Source organism: Pseudoalteromonas sp. SR44-5 (assembly GCF_014163675.1).
GTDB classification, from domain to species: domain Bacteria; phylum Pseudomonadota; class Gammaproteobacteria; order Enterobacterales; family Alteromonadaceae; genus Pseudoalteromonas; species Pseudoalteromonas rhizosphaerae.
Genome location: NZ_JACJDT010000051.1, coordinates 16,758 through 33,840, shown reverse-complemented (window position 1 = coordinate 33,840; position 17,083 = coordinate 16,758). Strand labels below are relative to the sequence as shown.

Below are 17,083 nucleotides of genomic sequence, written 5' to 3'. Positions count from 1 at the left end.
CCGTGATTTTATCTGCACTTTTATCCAGCTTTTCTTTTTGCTTTAAATCCTGTGTTATCAACTCTTCGCTCAGGCTATCTTGTGATTGGTGACGTTCGATAATACGTTTACTCGCGCGTTCTAGTTTTGCTTTTTTACGCCCTAGCTCATCGAATGTGCCGCTCCATTCTTTACTCGCATTAGATTTCAATTTGCATCCATCAATGGCAAACATGTTGCGACCTATCAAGCCTTCTTCGTCGCAGATCATCAGTACTTGCGTAAACAGCGGTTCAATCTATTCGTGCATTTTGGCCACGAATCCCGCTACAGATGTGTAATGAGGTTGAATATCACCCGACACACTCATGAACAAAATATTCGTCTCACACGCCTTAGCAATACGGCGGCTGCTGATCAAACCATGTGCATAGCCGAGCAAAATAATCTTTAACATCACTGACGGCGGATACGCCGCCGCGCCTGTTTTGTCGTTGTTATACCACGCGTCAAAGCCCGACAAATCGAGTTTATTTTCGACAATATAACAAAGCGCATACTCAAATGTACCTGGCAATATTTGCTCAGCAAAATTGATTGGAATGAATTTATTTTGGCAGGATAAGTCTGGCTTGTAGTTGGCCATAACAATTTACCGTGGGTGAATAATATCTATTAGATCACAGCGGACAGGTAGATTCAAGGTTAGAAAACAATCAAGCCGAATATGTAAAATCAGTTCCTAGAAAGAGTAATTCTACAGCCTCAACGCCCGGCTAAGGGGTTGACAACGCACCGCCGAACTCAAAAAAACACACTGTAAACACTGAACTGCAATTTTGCACTAAAGTCGCCACGCGTTGGCAATCCCTCTTGAGCCGTTTGTTATGCAAATTCAATGAGATAAACCGAATTTACACGACCAAAAACCACAATTGCAATGGTTGAGTGATTCAAGAACCAACCCAAGCAAGAACTGTGATAAATAAGCCGCCAAAACAAAGTCCACCTTTCAGCAACAAACCAAGCTTTTGAATCAGGAAAACTCAACGAGCTAAAACTTCAACAAGTGTAAAATGCTCGATAAACTTGCCCTTTCCACACTTTGCGCCCGCTAAATTCACAACAAACCAGCACCAAAACTCATTGAGGCAAACAAAGAACCTTGCCTGTTTTACGGCTTAAGTAAACCACGAATTTTAGGGTAAAAAAGCTCATTTGCCGACAATACCAAACGAATGGCTGGAGAAATCCAAAAGATTGAACCCCTAAATTTACCTGAGTTGCATAACAGCTTATTCAAAGGATCTAAACCCACAAGTTGCAGACAGAAAATCCTTCGAGTTTTTTAATACTTTCAGTCTAACTCTGTACCTAAATGTAAATCAAGGGATTTATATTTGTTGTTTTTTTGTTGTTGTAAAATACAAGAAATAATCCCGCGAGTTGTTGAAAAAAAACCAAACACAACTACTGTTTATATATACAGCAATGACTGGAGCAGATCATGGCTTCTGTATTTTTAGAATCCATCCGTGACTTTATGACAACGCGTCGTTATGCCAAGCGCACTATAGACACTTATCAATATTGGATAAAATTTTATATTTTATACCATGCTAAAAAACATCCAGCGCAATTGGCAGAGTCGGAGGTTGAGCAATTCTTATCTTATTTAAGTAATCAGCGTAATGTTGCAATGAAAACTCAGGCAACGGCTTTAAATGCTTTGGTATTTTTATACCGTCATATTATTAATCGACCGTTATCACTTGAGATGAATTTTAATAAATCACTCGTGCCACCTAAATTACCTGTAGTACTGACCCGTGAAGAAATGCAGCGTTTATTATTGGCAATGGATCCAAAGTATAAACTTATCGCTCAGTTACTTTACGGTAGTGGTCTACGTTTAATGGAAGCTGTAAGGCTACGGGTAAAAGATGTCGATTATGACTATGTCTCATTAATGATTTGGCAGGGCAAAGGCAATAAAAACCGCAGAGTAACATTAGCACTCGAACTACTGCCGTTGTTGCGCAGCCAAAGTCACTTGGTAAATGACTACTGGCAACGAGACAAACAAGCAACAGACTATGCCGGTGTCTGGCTTGCGAATGCACTAGCTAGAAAATACCCAGCGGCTCCTTATGAAATGAGCTGGCAATATTTGTTTCCTTCTGCCCAGTTAAGCATGGACCCAGAAAGTAAAAAGCTGCGACGCCACCATATTGATGAAACAACGGTTCGTAAAGCAATTAAGCTGGCAGCAAAGCTGGCAAAAATTCAAAAAAATGTTACCTGCCATACACTACGGCACTCGTTCGCTACCCATTTACTTGAATCAGGTGCAGATATACGCACCGTGCAAGAACAACTCGGCCATAGCGATGTTCGCACCACGCAAATTTATACGCATGTACTTAACAGTGGTGCCAGTGGCGTAAAAAGCCCGTTGTCGCAGCTACTTTAGGTTCTTATTATCTATTGGAATATCGCGTTTGGGGAATACAAAAAAACCGATAATAATCTTATGTGGAATTGCTGCTGTTAGAAGGGCAAAAAAATAGACCGCAGAGCACTCCCTGATGGTTTAGCTAGGGGTATATATCAGCTGCCTGATCAGTCTCACGAGCGAGTCACTCAACAGGACAATGCTTATTTGTAAGCTCCTTGCTTTTTATGAATTTTTCTAAAACACAGCGTCTCTTAACCCTTAATCTTTTTGTGAATAATTGTCTTAACTTTCTAATTTAAATTTTTACGCACACAAAAACGGCATTGCCAGAGCTTTCACCCCATGGGGTTATTTTTTCGTAGTCATGTTCAAACACATGTATTTCAAAATAAGGTTTTAGGGCTTCTTTTAACTGGGCAAAACTAACAGCGACCATTGGGTGCTCGTCGTGCCATATGAATGTTTCGTCTGCTGTTGCTTTATTTATACTGAGCTTTAATGACTGTTTTTCGCCACTGCCACTGTAATTCCAACCAGAGCGGAATGTGAATAGGCTGCCCGCGTTTTCAGCGCTATGCTCTACAAATGAATCGTTATCGATGTGATTTTTATCAACAACGTTAAAGCAAAATATACCACCGGCTTTTAGTGCATGGTGTACGCTTTTAATACAGTCTGTTAATTTATTAATGCCATCGCAGTAATGGATTGAATACAAGAAGCAGGTAATTAAATCAACTTGCTCAGGGATCACAAACTCACTCATATTCTGCAATGAAAATTGCGCTTCTGGGCAACGAATGGTTGCTCTATCTAGCATGGGTTGATTTATATCAAGCCCACTACTTTGATAACCATAATCAATAAAATGACGAACATGTGGGCCCGTGCCGCACGCTAAATCAAGATGCGTATTTCCCTTATTACCAAATATTTGCTGTAGCCTATGAATAAAATAACTTTGGGCTTGATAATCTATATCTGCGCACATTAAGTCATAGTAATCAGAAAGGTCTGTGTATAGCGCGTTCGCGGACATATTAGGCCTAATTATTTGTAGGAGGGTACGTTAAGCCGCGCATAATAAACTAATTATCACCATTAACGAAGCTGATTGAACGAAAAGAGATTTGTTGGTTTTTTTTTTACTCAACCCAACGTTCAATTTAAATGGCAAATTACTTAAAGCTTACCACTGAGCTTTACTTTAGTTTATCCCTAAATACTTATGTACTTGCACTGATAAGCGCCAGTTTTTTTCAATACAGGTTTCAATAGCCAACTTAGTTGCAGAGACTTTTTGGCTAATTGGTTGCAGGTAAACAAGCTTGGGGGTAACGCCTGTTTTTGCAAATAACTCTTCAAGCTCTACAACGTGTTTTTGCATCGCGATTGGGTGTTTTATTTCATCGGCGCGTTGCATGGCTGAAGTAAGTACGTCGTAGCCGCCACGCATATTAATTTTCGGTGATACCGTCACCCACGTTTGTGCTGGGGCTAAAATCTCAAAAGTGCCGCTGGTTTCTATTTGTGTGCTGTAGCCGTTAGCATGAAGTAATTCGCACACCGGGTTTAAGTCGTACATGCATGGCTCACCGCCGGTGATCACTACATGCTTGGCACGATAAGCACGATCGACAAACAAGTTAAATATTTGCTCAGCTGATGCGTCCGCCCAGTGATCTGAATCGGCCTTTTTCTCAACCGTGTCGTCCAGTGATACTTTATACACATTATCAACTTCCCACGTTTGCTTAGTGTCACACCAAGCGCAACCTACGGGGCAGCCTTGTAAACGTAAAAATATTGAAGGCGTGCCGGTAAAGCTCGCTTCGCCTTGAATGGTTTCAAATATTTCATTAATTTTGTACAAAAGAGTCTCACTCACTACTTGGCATTAATTACGAGCATAAACATAGTTTAAAAAATCAAAAAACACGGTCGAAAATTGTTATTTATGCCCCAGCCGTGTAGTATATCGCGCCCTGATATAAACCTCTATTAAAACTAAGAGCAAAACAGTTATGACGCAAAAAGTAGTTGTGATTTACTCCGGCGGTATGGATTCATTTACCGTATTAAATAAAGCCCTGCAGCAAGGCCGCGAGGTATATGCCCTGTCATTTGACTATGGTCAGCGTCATGTAAAAGAGCTTAAAGTTGCAGCCAGTGTGTGTGAAAAGCTTGGCGTACCGCATAAGATAGTTGATATTTCTGCGATCAATCAGTTAATTGGTGGCTCATCGTTAACTGATGATATTGATGTCCCAGAAGGCCACTACGAAGCCGAAAACATGAAAAGCACCATAGTGCCTAATCGCAACATGATTTTGCTGTCACTGGCTGTGGGTTACGCTGTATCACTCAAAGCAAGCCAAGTGTATTACGGTGCTCACTCTGGGGATCATGCTATTTACCCAGATTGCCGTCCTGAATTTGTGCAAAAAATGGATGATTTATGTCGTATTGCTAATTACGACGCGGTGGAAATTTTCAGTCCGTATTTAAATGACACCAAAATTGATATTCTTACTGATGGTTTAAAAATGGGCTTGGACTACAGCCAAACGTGGACTTGCTATAATGGCCGTGAAAAAGCCTGTGGAAAATGTGGTGCCTGCCAAGAGCGCTTAGAGGCATTTAGCCTTAATAACATTACCGATCCAATCGAGTACGAATAACCCACATTAAAAAAGGCTATCATCGCGATAGCCTTTTTATTATTAACTGAAATAAGTTTACAGCCAACGTTTTACCCGAGACTTGTAATCGCTGTACCCTTGACCAAATATTTTTAATAGAGCCCGCTCCTCTGGAATAATTTGAAACCAAGTTAAGTAACAAATAAAGCCCAGCACACACAATAACGCCCACAGTGATGTTAACCACACTCCCCAACCTGCCAGTATAAAAGCAAAACCAACATACATTGGATTACGTGAAATTTGGTACACACCCGTGGTAACCAGTGCTGACGCTTGATCTGGTTTACTTGGGTTTACAGTGGTTTTTGCTAAGCGAAAACTAACCACCCCAGCGATACAAAAAATACAGCCTATGGTGAGTAAAATAACCGCAACATAAAAAATAAATGTGGTGAAATCAATCACACTGTAGTGGGCAATTACCGCCATTAGCACAGCAAAAAAAAGCACTATAATAATCGGAGGAATTTTATTATTTAGCATAGTAACTCACTGTTGTCGTTAAAATTAGTTAATGCTGCAATTAAACACTCATCACACTGTATCACTGATGAATATACCGCAGAGGGTCATGTTGATACAAATAAAGTTACAATTGTCAGCTTCATCATTTGCGCATTCTGGTTATACTTTACACACTATATAAAATAATAAGGAATACACCATGTCAGGAACTACTATGGTAGTCATGATCGTATTTATCTCTGTTGGGTTTGGGGTAATGTACGATATGTATAAAAAACATTTAGAGTTTAAACATCGCACACTCACCGATAATAAAGAGTCGAATAATCAAATTGCTGCTGTTACTGCTGAAATGCTTGCGCTAAAAGAGCGTGTACAAACATTAGAAGCTATCGTGACTGATCCTAGTTACAGCGTAAAACAAGAAATCAATAAACTGTAAATTTGCCGCGTTTAAAGCGCTTGCAAGTAATCTGGATATAAATGCGCGTTTTCTGGCTGCTCAATTCCATGAGCGGCTAAAAACCCACAGATCACTTGCCCGCATCCTTGTGGAGCACGAGAGCTGTCAATTTCAAAATTTAATTGATCGGCATGTTGTTTGCCAAGTTCGCATAATTGCAACGCATGCTGCGAACGCAACACAATACTCAATGCCCCGATTTGCTCTACGTTAACGTTTTTACTAAAGCGCGCAAAACCTGCATATTTAAATTGCTCATTCACATAATCATTACTGATCGCTACCAACGCGGTCATCAAGCCATGCAAAAAAGCATTTGCAGATGTATCTGCGGCTAAAAAAATCACTGTTTTTGCGTTAAATTCGCTTAACTGACAGTCAGTACAATTGAGTCGCAGAGTGTAAAGTATGTGCTCATCGGCAATTTTTTGTTGTGCAATTAAAGTCAGTGCGGCTCCAGCAAATAAACATCTAGCAAGTAACTTTATGACACTTTGCGGTTGATGATCAGCAGCCATGGTTAATTGCGGGTTTTGTGCTAATAAAGGTAAATCATGATGGTTATTAAACGGCGTGCTGCTGCCCTGCTCACTATTGAGTTGAAATAGTTCTCTTACTTCGTGTTCACGGGCTATTTTTAACGCTAAAAAAGCGGTTTGGATCAATTCCGAGGTAGGTAAGTTTTCTTCCACAAACCAGCGCCGGCCAAATAATAACTTTTTTGCCTTGGTGCTGCGATAATTATCTGGACTAAGAATGGCCACTTGTAAATAAATTTGCTCATTCTGTTTTGCGGCGAGCACCCGAAAGTGAGTTGAAAACTCAATTTTATCAAGGGTTTCGTTCACGCTTTCGAGGGTATGTTGATAACGTAAAAAATGTTGCGGCACTACCCAGCTCGCGTTACTCAATTGCACGATGGGTGCATAAGCAATTGGCTGCTCACAATTATATAGCAGCTCATTATGAGTATATTTGACTGATGTAAAGTGGTTATTTTTATCTGACATAACTAAACCAAGTAAACTCGCTAACACAAAGCGCTGAAGATGAGTTATTTACGCTGTAACGCTAGTCGATAGATCACAGTGCTGCGTTTAATTTAGCGATATTTTTTGATAATCATCGAGCACATGTTGAAAATATGTACGGTCTTTGTTCAACATCCGAGTATAGTGCGCAACTAATTGTTGCAGATACAATTCGTGCATTTGCTCAGCATTGTCCCACATCTGACTACCAGTAACACTCAATGCAGTGTTACTGGTAAAACTTAGCTGTATCACTTCGTAAAAACGGTTGTTTTCTTGCACCAGTTGCTCTTTGATAAGTCCTAAACCTAACGCCTGTAAACCTTGTCGTAAGGTATAGGTATGATGCACCGGACAAACAATAAAACTGAGTTGTTCACGAAGCTTTTCAGGGCAATTAGCAACCATTTTTTGTACTAGCCTCAGCAGTAATTCTCCACCGACTCCGGCGATAATGATCAGCTGTTTGGCTGATGGCTGCAGCTCAATTGTAGCTACATCCTGACATAATACTTGCCATTGGCAAGCTGCTTGCTGATCACTAAAACGCGTAAGCGTGTGTTCAAGCTCGTCCATTAACGTAGGCACTATATCAACAAAGTTTATTTGCTTGGCGGCTGCCCGCTTTAAAAGCGCCATACCAAGCAAACCGTGGTCACAACAACAGTCCCAAATTACATCATACGGCGCGCAGATCAACGAATCGATTGCACTGAGGCGGCTACTTAGTTTCATTTAAAGCTAAACTTGAGCCGTTTTATAGATCAATGCTTTTAAGCTACGGTCGCTATCAACATCAACAAAACCATGGGTCGGCGCTAGGCGCTCTACAAATTCAATCGCACCTTGAGTGTGTTCGTCTATCAGCGCTTTAAATGACGCTTCACTTAGCTCTGGACTGTTAGCACATAACAGCAATTGAGTATGGTCATTGAGCAGTTCAGGTAAGCGGCGCAGCACTTTTTGATAATCTTTAGTTAAAATGAAACTGCCTTTTTGAAAGCTTGGCGGATCAACAATAATTAAATCAAAAGGGCCAGCCTTTTTAAGTTTACCAAACGACTTTAATATATCGTGCGGTAAAAAGCTCACACCGCGGTCAAAGCTATTAAGTTGATGATTTTGCTTACCGGTGCGCAGTACACCTTTGTTCATATCCATATTGATCACACTATCGGCACCGCCACGCATTGCCGCAACCGAAAAACCACATGTATATGAAAATAAATTCAATACCTTAGCGTGTTTACTATGGGCTTGAACAAACTCCCGTCCACGGCGCATATCCGGGAATATACCGGTATTTTGACGGCTCATTAAATCCACAAAAAACTCACTGTCACCTTCTTTAACACTATGCGGGCTCGGTAGTTGACCAAATAACAGTTTATTTTCAGTTTGTTGTCCGGCGCGTTGTTGAAATACCAACGAGGTGATTAATTCTTTAGCGTGTTGTTGTGCCCATTGCCAAAGCTGCTCACTTAATTGCGTTAGCGTTTGTGAGTCAACTTCGTCGTACGACACTAAAAATAAACACGGCGGGTAAAAGTCGATATTTAGATGACTCAAATGCTCGGTAGTGTGACCGCGGCCATGAAACACACGACAAAGCTCATTGTCTGCTAAGGGCGCACTTTCAAGTGCTGTAATAAGGGGCGTAAAATTATGCATTTTTAATTAACTGTTGTTGTAATTCATGGATTTCATCACGAACGGATGCGGCTTTTTCAAATTCTAAATCACTTGCGTATGCATGCATTTTGGTTTCGAGTTGCTTAATTTGCACTGCGATCTCTTTTGCACTGAGCACTTGCTTACTTTGTTTTCGGATCAGCTGTAAATTATCTTGTGGGCCGGCTCGCTCACCAACATCCATAATGTCAGTAATTTTCTTCAATAAGGCTTGTGGTTCAAGGCCATGCTTAATATTGTAAGCGTGTTGAATATCGCGGCGACGCTGAGTTTCATCAATAGCTTTGGCCATTGATTTAGTGACTCGATCACCGTATAAAATTGCCCGACCATTTAAGTGACGAGCCGCACGACCAATGGTTTGAATTAATGCGCGAGCTGAACGTAAAAAGCCCTCTTTATCAGCATCGAGTATTGCAACTAGCGATACTTCTGGCATATCTAAACCTTCACGCAGTAAGTTAATACCCACTAACACATCAAACACCCCAGCGCGAAAATCACGAATAATTTCGACCCGTTCAACGGTATCGATATCCGAATGCAAGTAACGCACTTTTACATCATGTTCAGATAAGTAATCCGTTAAATCTTCAGCCATGCGCTTAGTAAGTGTGGTTACTAGCACGCGTTCATCAATTGCTACGCGTTTATATATCTCTGACAATAAGTCATCAACTTGAGTTGCCACTGGGCGTACTTCAATTTGTGGATCGAGTAATCCTGTGGGGCGAATAACCTGCTCGGCAATATCATCTCCACAACGTTCAAGTTCAAAATCACCCGGGGTTGCTGATACATAAATTGTTTGCGGTGCTATTGCTTCAAATTCTTCAAAGCGTAGTGGCCGGTTATCCATCGCCGACGGCATACGAAAACCGTATTCCACGAGATTTTCTTTACGGCTACGATCGCCTTTATACATAGCGCCGATTTGCGATACCGTAACGTGAGATTCGTCAATAATCATTAACGCATCTTCAGGAAGATAATCAAGCAAGGTTGGCGGTGGATCGCCCGGCGTGCGACCAGATAAATATCGGCTGTAGTTTTCGATGCCAGAGCAATAACCAAGCTCGGTCATCATTTCAATATCGTATTGTGTACGTTGTGCCACGCGTTGCTCTTCGACCAGTTTATTAGCACTGAGTAACTGCGCACGACGGTCTTTTAATTCAGCTTTAATATGCTCAACCGCATCAAGAATTTTATCTCTGGGTGTCACATAGTGCGTTTTAGGGTAGATAGTTGCGCGGACTATGTGTTTTTCAACCGCGCCGGTAAGCGGGTCAAAAATACTTAGCCGTTCTATTTCGTCATCAAACATTTCTACACGCACTGCAAAAGTGTCTGACTCAGCAGGGAATATATCCACAACTTCACCGCGAACCCGATACGTACCGCGGCTAAAATCAATATCATTTCGCGTATATTGAATTTCAGCTAGTCGGCGCAGCATATCGCGTTGATCAACTTTTTCGCCCACTTTTAACAACAGCATCATCTTCATGTATGATTTTGGATCGCCCAAACCATATATGGCTGATACTGATGCCACTATAATTGTATCCCTACGCTCTAATAGCGCTTTGGTAGCACTTAGGCGCATCTGCTCTATGTGTTCGTTTATCGAGGCATCTTTTTCAATAAAGGTATCGCTTGCAACAACATACGCTTCTGGCTGATAGTAATCATAATACGAAACAAAATATTCGACCGCGTTGTGCGGAAAAAACTCTTTCATTTCGCCATATAACTGCGCTGCTAAGGTTTTATTATGCGCCATAATGATCGTTGGGCGATTCAAATCATTGATAATATTAGCCATGGTAAATGTTTTACCAGTGCCTGTTGCCCCTAATAATGTTTGATGAGCAAGTCCGGCTTCTAATCCTTCACATAACTGCGCAATAGCGGTGGGTTGATCCCCCGCAGGTTTAAATTTAGATACCAGTTGAAAATGGTCGCTCATGCTTGGCACTCCTGTACAGCTTGGTTACTGATCATATTCAGCTCTTTGATAAACCATTTATAAGCTATTATTGCAGTAAATAAATTACCCAGCGCTGCGCCGATCAGCAAGCCTGGTAAACCGGCATATAAATTACCGACATAAGCAAATGGAATATAAAAAATAAATAATCGGATCACACTTAGAATTAATGCATTCATTGGTTTGTGTAAGGCATTGAACGATGAATTAGACAAAATAATTATCCCTTGCAAACCGTAACTTAGCGGCAAGGTAAAAATAAATAATTTGATCACATCGATAACCATCTGCTCTTTACCAAACAACTCACTGATCACTCCTGAAAATGCAATGAGCAGTAAATAAATAATAAACTGCCAAATCATCACAAATTTTAATGTTGTGGTGTACGCCTCTTTAACACGGTTAAGTTTACCAGCACCAAAGTTTTGACTAATAAACGGCGGTAACGTCATCGATAAAGCTAACACCACCAAACTGGCAATTGATTCAATACGACTGCCTACGCCAAAAGCAGCAACAGCCTCAGGTCCATGATGAGCAACCATGGCAATCATCACCGCCATTGCAACTGGTGTTAACATATTTGCACCTGCCGCTGGCAAACCAATTTTAAGAATTTTTCGAATAGAGCTTAATGGGGTTTGGTTATTTGCATTTAGGCTCAGCAAGCCTTTTTTTACTGCTAGCAAATATAAAATAATGACAACGGCTACCGACCATGCGATGACGCTGGCAATCGCAGCGCCTTTAATGCCAAATGCAGGAATTGGCCCAAAGCCAAAAATCAATATTGGGTCGAGCACGGCATTGATAAGTCCCGCTCCACCCATCACTATGCTAGGCGTTTTAGTGTCACCGCTGGCACGTAACACTGAGTTACCAACCATAGGGGTAATTAAAAATACACTGCCTAAAAACCACACACTCATATACTCATGGATCAGCGGCAACACTTGCTCCCCTGCTCCCAGCAATTTAAATATCGGGGAAATAAACAGATAACCAAATAGCGATAAACATATCACCATCACCACTGCAATTAATAATGCGATGCTGGCGTCAAAGCGTGCTTCTTCAATATTATTACTACCCAATGCCTTGGCAATAACCGCTGACGTACCGATACCCAAACCAATAGCTAGGCTGATCACGGTAAAGGTTACCGGAAAAGTAAAACTGACAGCCGCTAATGGCTCAGTTCCCAATAAGCTAATAAAAAATGTATCGACAATATTGAACATCATTAACGTGATCATGCCGAAAATCATCGGCACAGTCATTTTCTTCAAGGTCGGTACTATTGGATCGTTTAATAAATCGGGAGCTGAGTTGCTCTGCAAAGTTGCGCGCATGGGAATAAATAAACCTCTTTTATTAAGCGTGGTATTTTAAAGCATCAGGGCTTTTCAAGCCACGCATTTATCAAGTGATTATAAATTGATTACAAAAACGCCTAAAAAACCATAGAAAAGTGTTCTTTTTACGTGTTTAGCGACGATTTCACTTCGAACCTCTACTAAAAACAATAAAAATACATTTTTATAACCTTTATCACAAAAACATCGCGACTGGTGCTGCATTTTTACACAAAAATTGCGCTAATCGAATCGTTACGAATAAATTTACTCATCAACGAAGCTCTTTTCAGCTTATTTTTTCAAGTCATTGTTTTAAAATGAGATAAAAAAACTGTTTTAAATGCTTGATATCCTCACAGTGCCCTAAAAATATGGCTCTGCCAACGTTCTTAAAGTTTCATAAACAGAGTTATCCACAGAAACCGTGGATAACTCTTGCAAAGCCACGTTAATAAAGGCGTGCAAAGGGACGGCTTAAACACGCTAACGGCAATGTTGGCAAATACTAACTTTAGACAATTTGAGTTAAATAGCTCATAAAACATACTTAACCCCTGTACCAATGACCTGTCACATTTATTTAAACGCCCATTCAATATGAAAAAATAAATATAACTAAATGAAATAAAACAATATATATATATTTCCTTGCTATTCTCATGGGTATTAAGTCGCTAAACTAAGGGTTCAGATCTGTATGTCATTTTTTTCTCGGCATTTTTCGTTAACGACTAATTAAATGCATAAGTAAATTTAATTATTGCGAATTTGCGCTTTTATTAGCTAACGTTAAAAAAGTACATTTCATAAATTTATTCGTACAAAACTAGATAAATGATCACTTTTATAATTTGTCTGGCGGTTAACTTGTTTGTTTTTTAGTCGTTGAAAACCGAGATTTTATCACGCGTCTCGATTTACACGGCTTAAATGAAGAGAAAAAAAGCCACAAAACAGCCAGATCGAACATAAAAACATCGAACAGACTGCTTTTTTTTGTTTATCCGGTTTTATGTGTTGACACTTTGCAGCGCGGTCATTAATATTTCGCCCCGTTGAAAGGCACATACGCTTCCCCCTTAGCTCAGTTGGTTAGAGCGACGGACTGTTAATCCGCAGGTCCCCCGTTCGAGTCGGGGAGGGGGAGCCAGTCTTTTCAGCCATAAACGATTCCCCCTTAGCTCAGTTGGTTAGAGCGACGGACTGTTAATCCGCAGGTCCCCCGTTCGAGTCGGGGAGGGGGAGCCAAGTTTATGTAATATGATTATTGTTCCCCCTTAGCTCAGTTGGTTAGAGCGACGGACTGTTAATCCGCAGGTCCCCCGTTCGAGTCGGGGAGGGGGAGCCAAATCATATAAAATTTAAGTATCGTAGTTCCCCCTTAGCTCAGTTGGTTAGAGCGACGGACTGTTAATCCGCAGGTCCCCCGTTCGAGTCGGGGAGGGGGAGCCAACTTAAAGAATCAATTAGACTTTCCTAAACAATTCCACTACTCTACTACAATCAAAATATTTCTTTTTAATACACATTTAATAAGTGTAAAATAATTTGATTAATCAAGGATCTGATTCCTTCCCTTTGATCTACTAAAAAGAATAAGACATGGCTGGTTTCAAAAAACTCATATTTATTCAATTAATATCTTGGATGTTGTTTGCAAGTATTGGTGGCTATTTTGTTGCGTCAGCGTTTGACAACGCAGTAAGCGATGCACAACATAAAACGCAATCAGTGGTAAACAACTATATTAGTAAACATTCTATTGCTGAAATAGCACCAGATAAACTTCAGCAAGTGCTTGCTGACGGTAATACTTTTTCTTCATTTATTTTGCGTGATCAGCAAGGTAAAGAACTTATAAATATTACATCCCCTACTTCATTACCAGCCATTGCGCAATTAGTTAACACCAGCTTTAACTCTATCCGTCCTCAATTTGCTGTTAATCAAGCGTCTGATATCAAAGTTGAATTTACTATTAATGCCAATAACCTTGGGTTGATACTCCAACAAGCGATGTTTATTGTTATTTTAGTGTCAGGTTTAATGGCAATTATTCCCATTGTGTTCATGAAAACCATGTTTAGTAAGCTAAATAGAAATATAAGCATGACAGTGGCTGAGATAATTGATGTTTATATCAATCAAAATCAAGTCAACACCGGTCTTGAAACAGCGATTAATAGCAGCAAAATAAAACAACTGGGCGTTGACCTAGTGCCGAGCTTTAATCGCCTGTCGCACTTTTTACAAAGTAAGCATGATGATATTCAAAATGCCGCACATTCTATCAAGCAAGAAGCTTATAAAGATGTAGTTACTGAACTTGGCAACCGTAATATGTTTGTTGAATATTATGAGAAGTACATTGAAAGCAGTGAAAAAAGCACCTTTGGCTCTTTGGCAATGGTTCGTTGTAGTGAATTACAAGCAATCAACCAAACTCGTGGTTACCAAAAAGGTGACGAGTATGTCAAAGCTGTGGCTGATATTATTAAACATATCAGCGGCACATATACAGGCAGTAAAGTTTTTCGTTTGAATAGCTCAGATTTCGCGATTGTGCTGCCTAACACTCCTCTAAAGGAATCTGAACGTTTTGGTGATAACTTACAATCTCGATTTACTCAATATCAGCAAAACCAAGAATTAAGCTCAGTAGCAAATACTGGGATCGTCGCTTATGAAAAAGGCAAACCCTTAGGTGAGCTACTTTCGATAGTAGACAATGCTATGAGCATGGCCCAATCAAAACAAGCTAACGCCTGGCATATACAACGCGAAACTGATTTAGTTAATAATGTAAGTGCAGGATTTGGCAATCAAAACTGGCGTAAAGTGATTAATGAAGTCATTGAAGCTGAGCGTGTACATTTGGTAATGCAAAACATTATGCCAATTGGTAAAAGCATGAAGGCCTACGCTGAAATTCAAGTGCGCTTTAAAACAACAGAAAACCAAGTATTGCCTACCGCTTCATTTTTAGCTATGGCTGAAAAGCTTGATATGGCGATGGAAATTGATCAGTTAATCATTAATTCATCACTGGAAAAAATTAAGAGCCGTAATTTCTCTGAAAAATTCTTTGGTTTGAATGTTACCGCCTCAAGCGCACACAATGATCAGTTCGTAATTTGGCTAGAGCGACGTTTATTAAAAGACACAAATATTGCCTCAAAACTGGTATTCGAAGTGAGTGAATTTGGCTTACAGCAAAATATTAAAGCCAGTAAACGCTTTATAGATATGATCCACCGTGTTGGTGCTCGGATCACGGTAGAACGATTTGGTGTTGGTTTAACCTCGTTTAAGTTTTTCCGCGATTTAAAACCTGACTTTATCAAAATGGATGCAAGCTATACTCGCGGCCTTGAAGAAGATAAAAACAACCAATACTTTATGCGTTTAATGGTCGACCTCGCGCATCGAATTGGTGTTAGCGTTTTTGCTGAGGGTGTTGAAAGCCAAGAAGAAAAACACATTATTGAAACTTTATGTCTTGATGGTGTGCAAGGTTATTACATCGAAAAGCCAAAAGATATTTAATCAATCTAAAAGGTGCTTTGAGCACCTTTTTAGTTTTCTAGTAGTTTATTTCCCCCTCCCCTGATCTGCTTTATCATTCCAAATGTCAGTAACTAGGTTAATGAACAGTTAATCTTTATTTATCATGCTATAAAATTCTAAATGCAATTCACTATCATTATTAAATGAGCCGTTTATTTACCTTCTACGTGTTGTTAAACAGCCAATAAAAAAGGATAATGTCGGCGTTTATTATAGCTTGAGGCGAACATGACAGAATATGTATTGCTGTTGATCGGCACAGTACTGGTTAATAACTTTGTGTTAGTACAATTTTTAGGTCTATGCCCGTTTATGGGTGTATCTGGCAAACTGGATACAGCTATAGGCATGTCACTTGCGACCACTTTTGTGTTAACACTTGCCTCTGTAACAAGCTATCTAGTTAATCAATATATTTTGATCCCACTTGATATCACGTATTTACGTACTCTAAGCTTTATTTTAGTGATTGCTGTGGTGGTTCAGTTTACCGAAATGGTAGTCAGAAAAACCAGCCCTACGCTGTATCGCTTACTCGGTATATTTTTACCTTTGATCACCACAAACTGTGCGGTCTTAGGTGTTGCGTTACTAAATGTCAAAGAGGATCATACGTTTTTACAATCTGCAGTATATGGCTTTGGCGCTGCTGTTGGTTTTTCTATGGTACTGGTATTATTTGCAGCTCTTCGTGAACGCTTAACCGCTGCTGACGTACCTACCCCCTTTAAAGGCGCATCGATTGCGATGATCACCGCAGGCTTAATGTCGATGGCCTTTATGGGCTTTACAGGATTAGTGAAGTTTTAACATGACCTTGTTTTATGCCTTGATTGCGCTGGGAACCCTAGCACTCATTTTTGGTTTGATCTTAGGATTTGCTGCTGTGCGCTATCGAGTGCAAAGTAATCCGATTGTTGAACAGATCGATACTATATTACCGCAAACACAGTGCGGCCAGTGCGGCTATCCGGGTTGTCGCCCTTATGCAGAAGCCATCGCCAATGGCGATGAAATTAATAAATGCCCACCAGGTGGCGATGCGACAGTAAAAAAATTAGCTGACTTAATGGGTGTTGAAGCTAAACCCCTTGCCGGTGGCGAACAAGCTGAACCGATAAAAACCGTTGCCTATATACGTGAAGATGAATGTATTGGTTGTACCAAATGTATTCAAGCTTGTCCTGTCGATGCCATTGTTGGTGCCACGCGCCAAATGCATACTGTTTTAATTGATGAATGTACGGGTTGTGACTTATGTGTTGAACCTTGTCCTGTTGACTGTATTGATATGCTGCCTGTAGAAACCACTAAGCAAACGTGGAAATGGCAACTAGATGCAATTCCAGTAACACAGATTGATTAAGGG

The 17,083-nt window shown here is 40.3% G+C and carries 15 protein-coding genes, 4 tRNA genes and 1 pseudogene; 10 read left to right on the top strand and 10 right to left on the bottom strand.

What is annotated here, in order from left to right:
* A pseudogene (locus H5154_RS23800) lies at window positions 1–214 on the bottom strand (transposase); the annotation flags it as partial.
* A 63-nt stretch (window positions 215–277) separates the two neighbouring features.
* The gene (locus tag H5154_RS23795) at window positions 278–625 is read right to left on the bottom strand and encodes a transposase (RefSeq protein WP_259398557.1); all 348 of its coding nucleotides are present in this window, start codon (window positions 623–625) and stop codon (window positions 278–280) included.
* 861 nt (window positions 626–1,486) lie between these two features.
* On the opposite strand from H5154_RS23795, the gene H5154_RS19735 reads away from it, so the two are divergent.
* Window positions 1,487–2,452, top strand: coding sequence for an integron integrase (locus H5154_RS19735; RefSeq protein ID WP_182719353.1), 966 nt, complete (start codon window positions 1,487–1,489; stop codon window positions 2,450–2,452).
* Window positions 2,453–2,732: 280 nt separating this feature from the next.
* Here H5154_RS19735 and H5154_RS19730 read toward each other — a convergent pair whose 3' ends face one another.
* Window positions 2,733–3,476, bottom strand: coding sequence for a class I SAM-dependent methyltransferase (locus H5154_RS19730; RefSeq protein ID WP_182719352.1), 744 nt, complete (start codon window positions 3,474–3,476; stop codon window positions 2,733–2,735).
* A gap of 168 nt (window positions 3,477–3,644) precedes the next feature.
* Window positions 3,645–4,310 (bottom strand): 7-carboxy-7-deazaguanine synthase QueE, encoded by a 666-nt coding sequence (gene queE / locus H5154_RS19725; RefSeq protein ID WP_145240771.1) that lies wholly within the window; start codon window positions 4,308–4,310, stop codon window positions 3,645–3,647.
* Between the two features lie 127 nt (window positions 4,311–4,437).
* Between queE and queC the strand changes: the two genes are divergently transcribed.
* Complete coding sequence (queC, locus tag H5154_RS19720) at window positions 4,438–5,118, top strand: 7-cyano-7-deazaguanine synthase QueC (RefSeq protein WP_257326361.1); 681 nt, start codon at window positions 4,438–4,440, stop codon at window positions 5,116–5,118.
* 57 nt (window positions 5,119–5,175) lie between these two features.
* Here the strand turns inward: queC and H5154_RS19715 are convergent, their stop codons facing one another.
* Window positions 5,176–5,625 (bottom strand): isoprenylcysteine carboxylmethyltransferase family protein, encoded by a 450-nt coding sequence (locus H5154_RS19715; protein ID WP_182719351.1) that lies wholly within the window; start codon window positions 5,623–5,625, stop codon window positions 5,176–5,178.
* A 181-nt stretch (window positions 5,626–5,806) separates the two neighbouring features.
* Here H5154_RS19715 and H5154_RS19710 point away from each other — a divergent pair, with 181 nt between their 5' ends.
* Window positions 5,807–6,049, top strand: a complete 243-nt coding sequence (locus H5154_RS19710; RefSeq protein ID WP_145240741.1) for a hypothetical protein — start codon at window positions 5,807–5,809, stop codon at window positions 6,047–6,049.
* 11 nt (window positions 6,050–6,060) lie between these two features.
* On the opposite strand, the gene H5154_RS19705 is transcribed toward H5154_RS19710, so the two are convergent.
* From H5154_RS19705 to H5154_RS19685, 5 genes are all read right to left on the bottom strand, one after another.
* The gene (locus tag H5154_RS19705; protein ID WP_182719350.1) at window positions 6,061–7,080 is read right to left on the bottom strand and encodes a hypothetical protein; all 1,020 of its coding nucleotides are present in this window, start codon (window positions 7,078–7,080) and stop codon (window positions 6,061–6,063) included.
* 87 nt (window positions 7,081–7,167) lie between these two features.
* Window positions 7,168–7,836 (bottom strand): tRNA (adenine(22)-N(1))-methyltransferase TrmK, encoded by a 669-nt coding sequence (locus H5154_RS19700; protein ID WP_145240737.1) that lies wholly within the window; start codon window positions 7,834–7,836, stop codon window positions 7,168–7,170.
* Between the two features lie 6 nt (window positions 7,837–7,842).
* Window positions 7,843–8,772, bottom strand: coding sequence for a class I SAM-dependent methyltransferase (locus H5154_RS19695; RefSeq protein WP_182719349.1), 930 nt, complete (start codon window positions 8,770–8,772; stop codon window positions 7,843–7,845).
* Complete coding sequence (uvrB, locus tag H5154_RS19690; RefSeq protein ID WP_145240732.1) at window positions 8,765–10,765, bottom strand: excinuclease ABC subunit UvrB; 2,001 nt, start codon at window positions 10,763–10,765, stop codon at window positions 8,765–8,767. Before uvrB ends, H5154_RS19695 begins: the two co-directional genes overlap by 8 nt.
* The gene (locus H5154_RS19685) at window positions 10,762–12,141 is read right to left on the bottom strand and encodes an MATE family efflux transporter (protein WP_182719348.1); all 1,380 of its coding nucleotides are present in this window, start codon (window positions 12,139–12,141) and stop codon (window positions 10,762–10,764) included. The genes uvrB and H5154_RS19685 overlap by 4 nt, the downstream gene beginning before the upstream one ends.
* 1,079 nt (window positions 12,142–13,220) lie before the next feature.
* On the opposite strand from H5154_RS19685, the gene H5154_RS19680 reads away from it, so the two are divergent.
* The 7 genes from H5154_RS19680 to rsxB all read left to right on the top strand — a co-directional run bounded on the left by H5154_RS19680 (window position 13,221) and on the right by rsxB (window position 17,080).
* A tRNA-Asn gene (locus H5154_RS19680) sits at window positions 13,221–13,297 on the top strand.
* Window positions 13,298–13,318: 21 nt separating this feature from the next.
* Window positions 13,319–13,395: transfer RNA gene (locus tag H5154_RS19675), tRNA-Asn, on the top strand.
* A 23-nt stretch (window positions 13,396–13,418) separates the two neighbouring features.
* Window positions 13,419–13,495 (top strand) — tRNA-Asn (locus H5154_RS19670).
* 27 nt (window positions 13,496–13,522) lie between these two features.
* A tRNA-Asn gene (locus H5154_RS19665) sits at window positions 13,523–13,599 on the top strand.
* Between the two features lie 150 nt (window positions 13,600–13,749).
* Window positions 13,750–15,693 (top strand): EAL domain-containing protein, encoded by a 1,944-nt coding sequence (locus H5154_RS19660; RefSeq protein ID WP_182719347.1) that lies wholly within the window; start codon window positions 13,750–13,752, stop codon window positions 15,691–15,693.
* A 249-nt stretch (window positions 15,694–15,942) separates the two neighbouring features.
* The gene (rsxA, locus tag H5154_RS19655; protein WP_145240727.1) at window positions 15,943–16,524 is read left to right on the top strand and encodes an electron transport complex subunit RsxA; all 582 of its coding nucleotides are present in this window, start codon (window positions 15,943–15,945) and stop codon (window positions 16,522–16,524) included.
* Between the two features lies 1 nt (window position 16,525).
* On the top strand, window positions 16,526–17,080 hold the full coding sequence (rsxB, locus tag H5154_RS19650) for an electron transport complex subunit RsxB (protein WP_145240725.1): 555 nt from the start codon (window positions 16,526–16,528) through the stop codon (window positions 17,078–17,080).
* Window positions 17,081–17,083 lie beyond the last annotated feature (3 nt).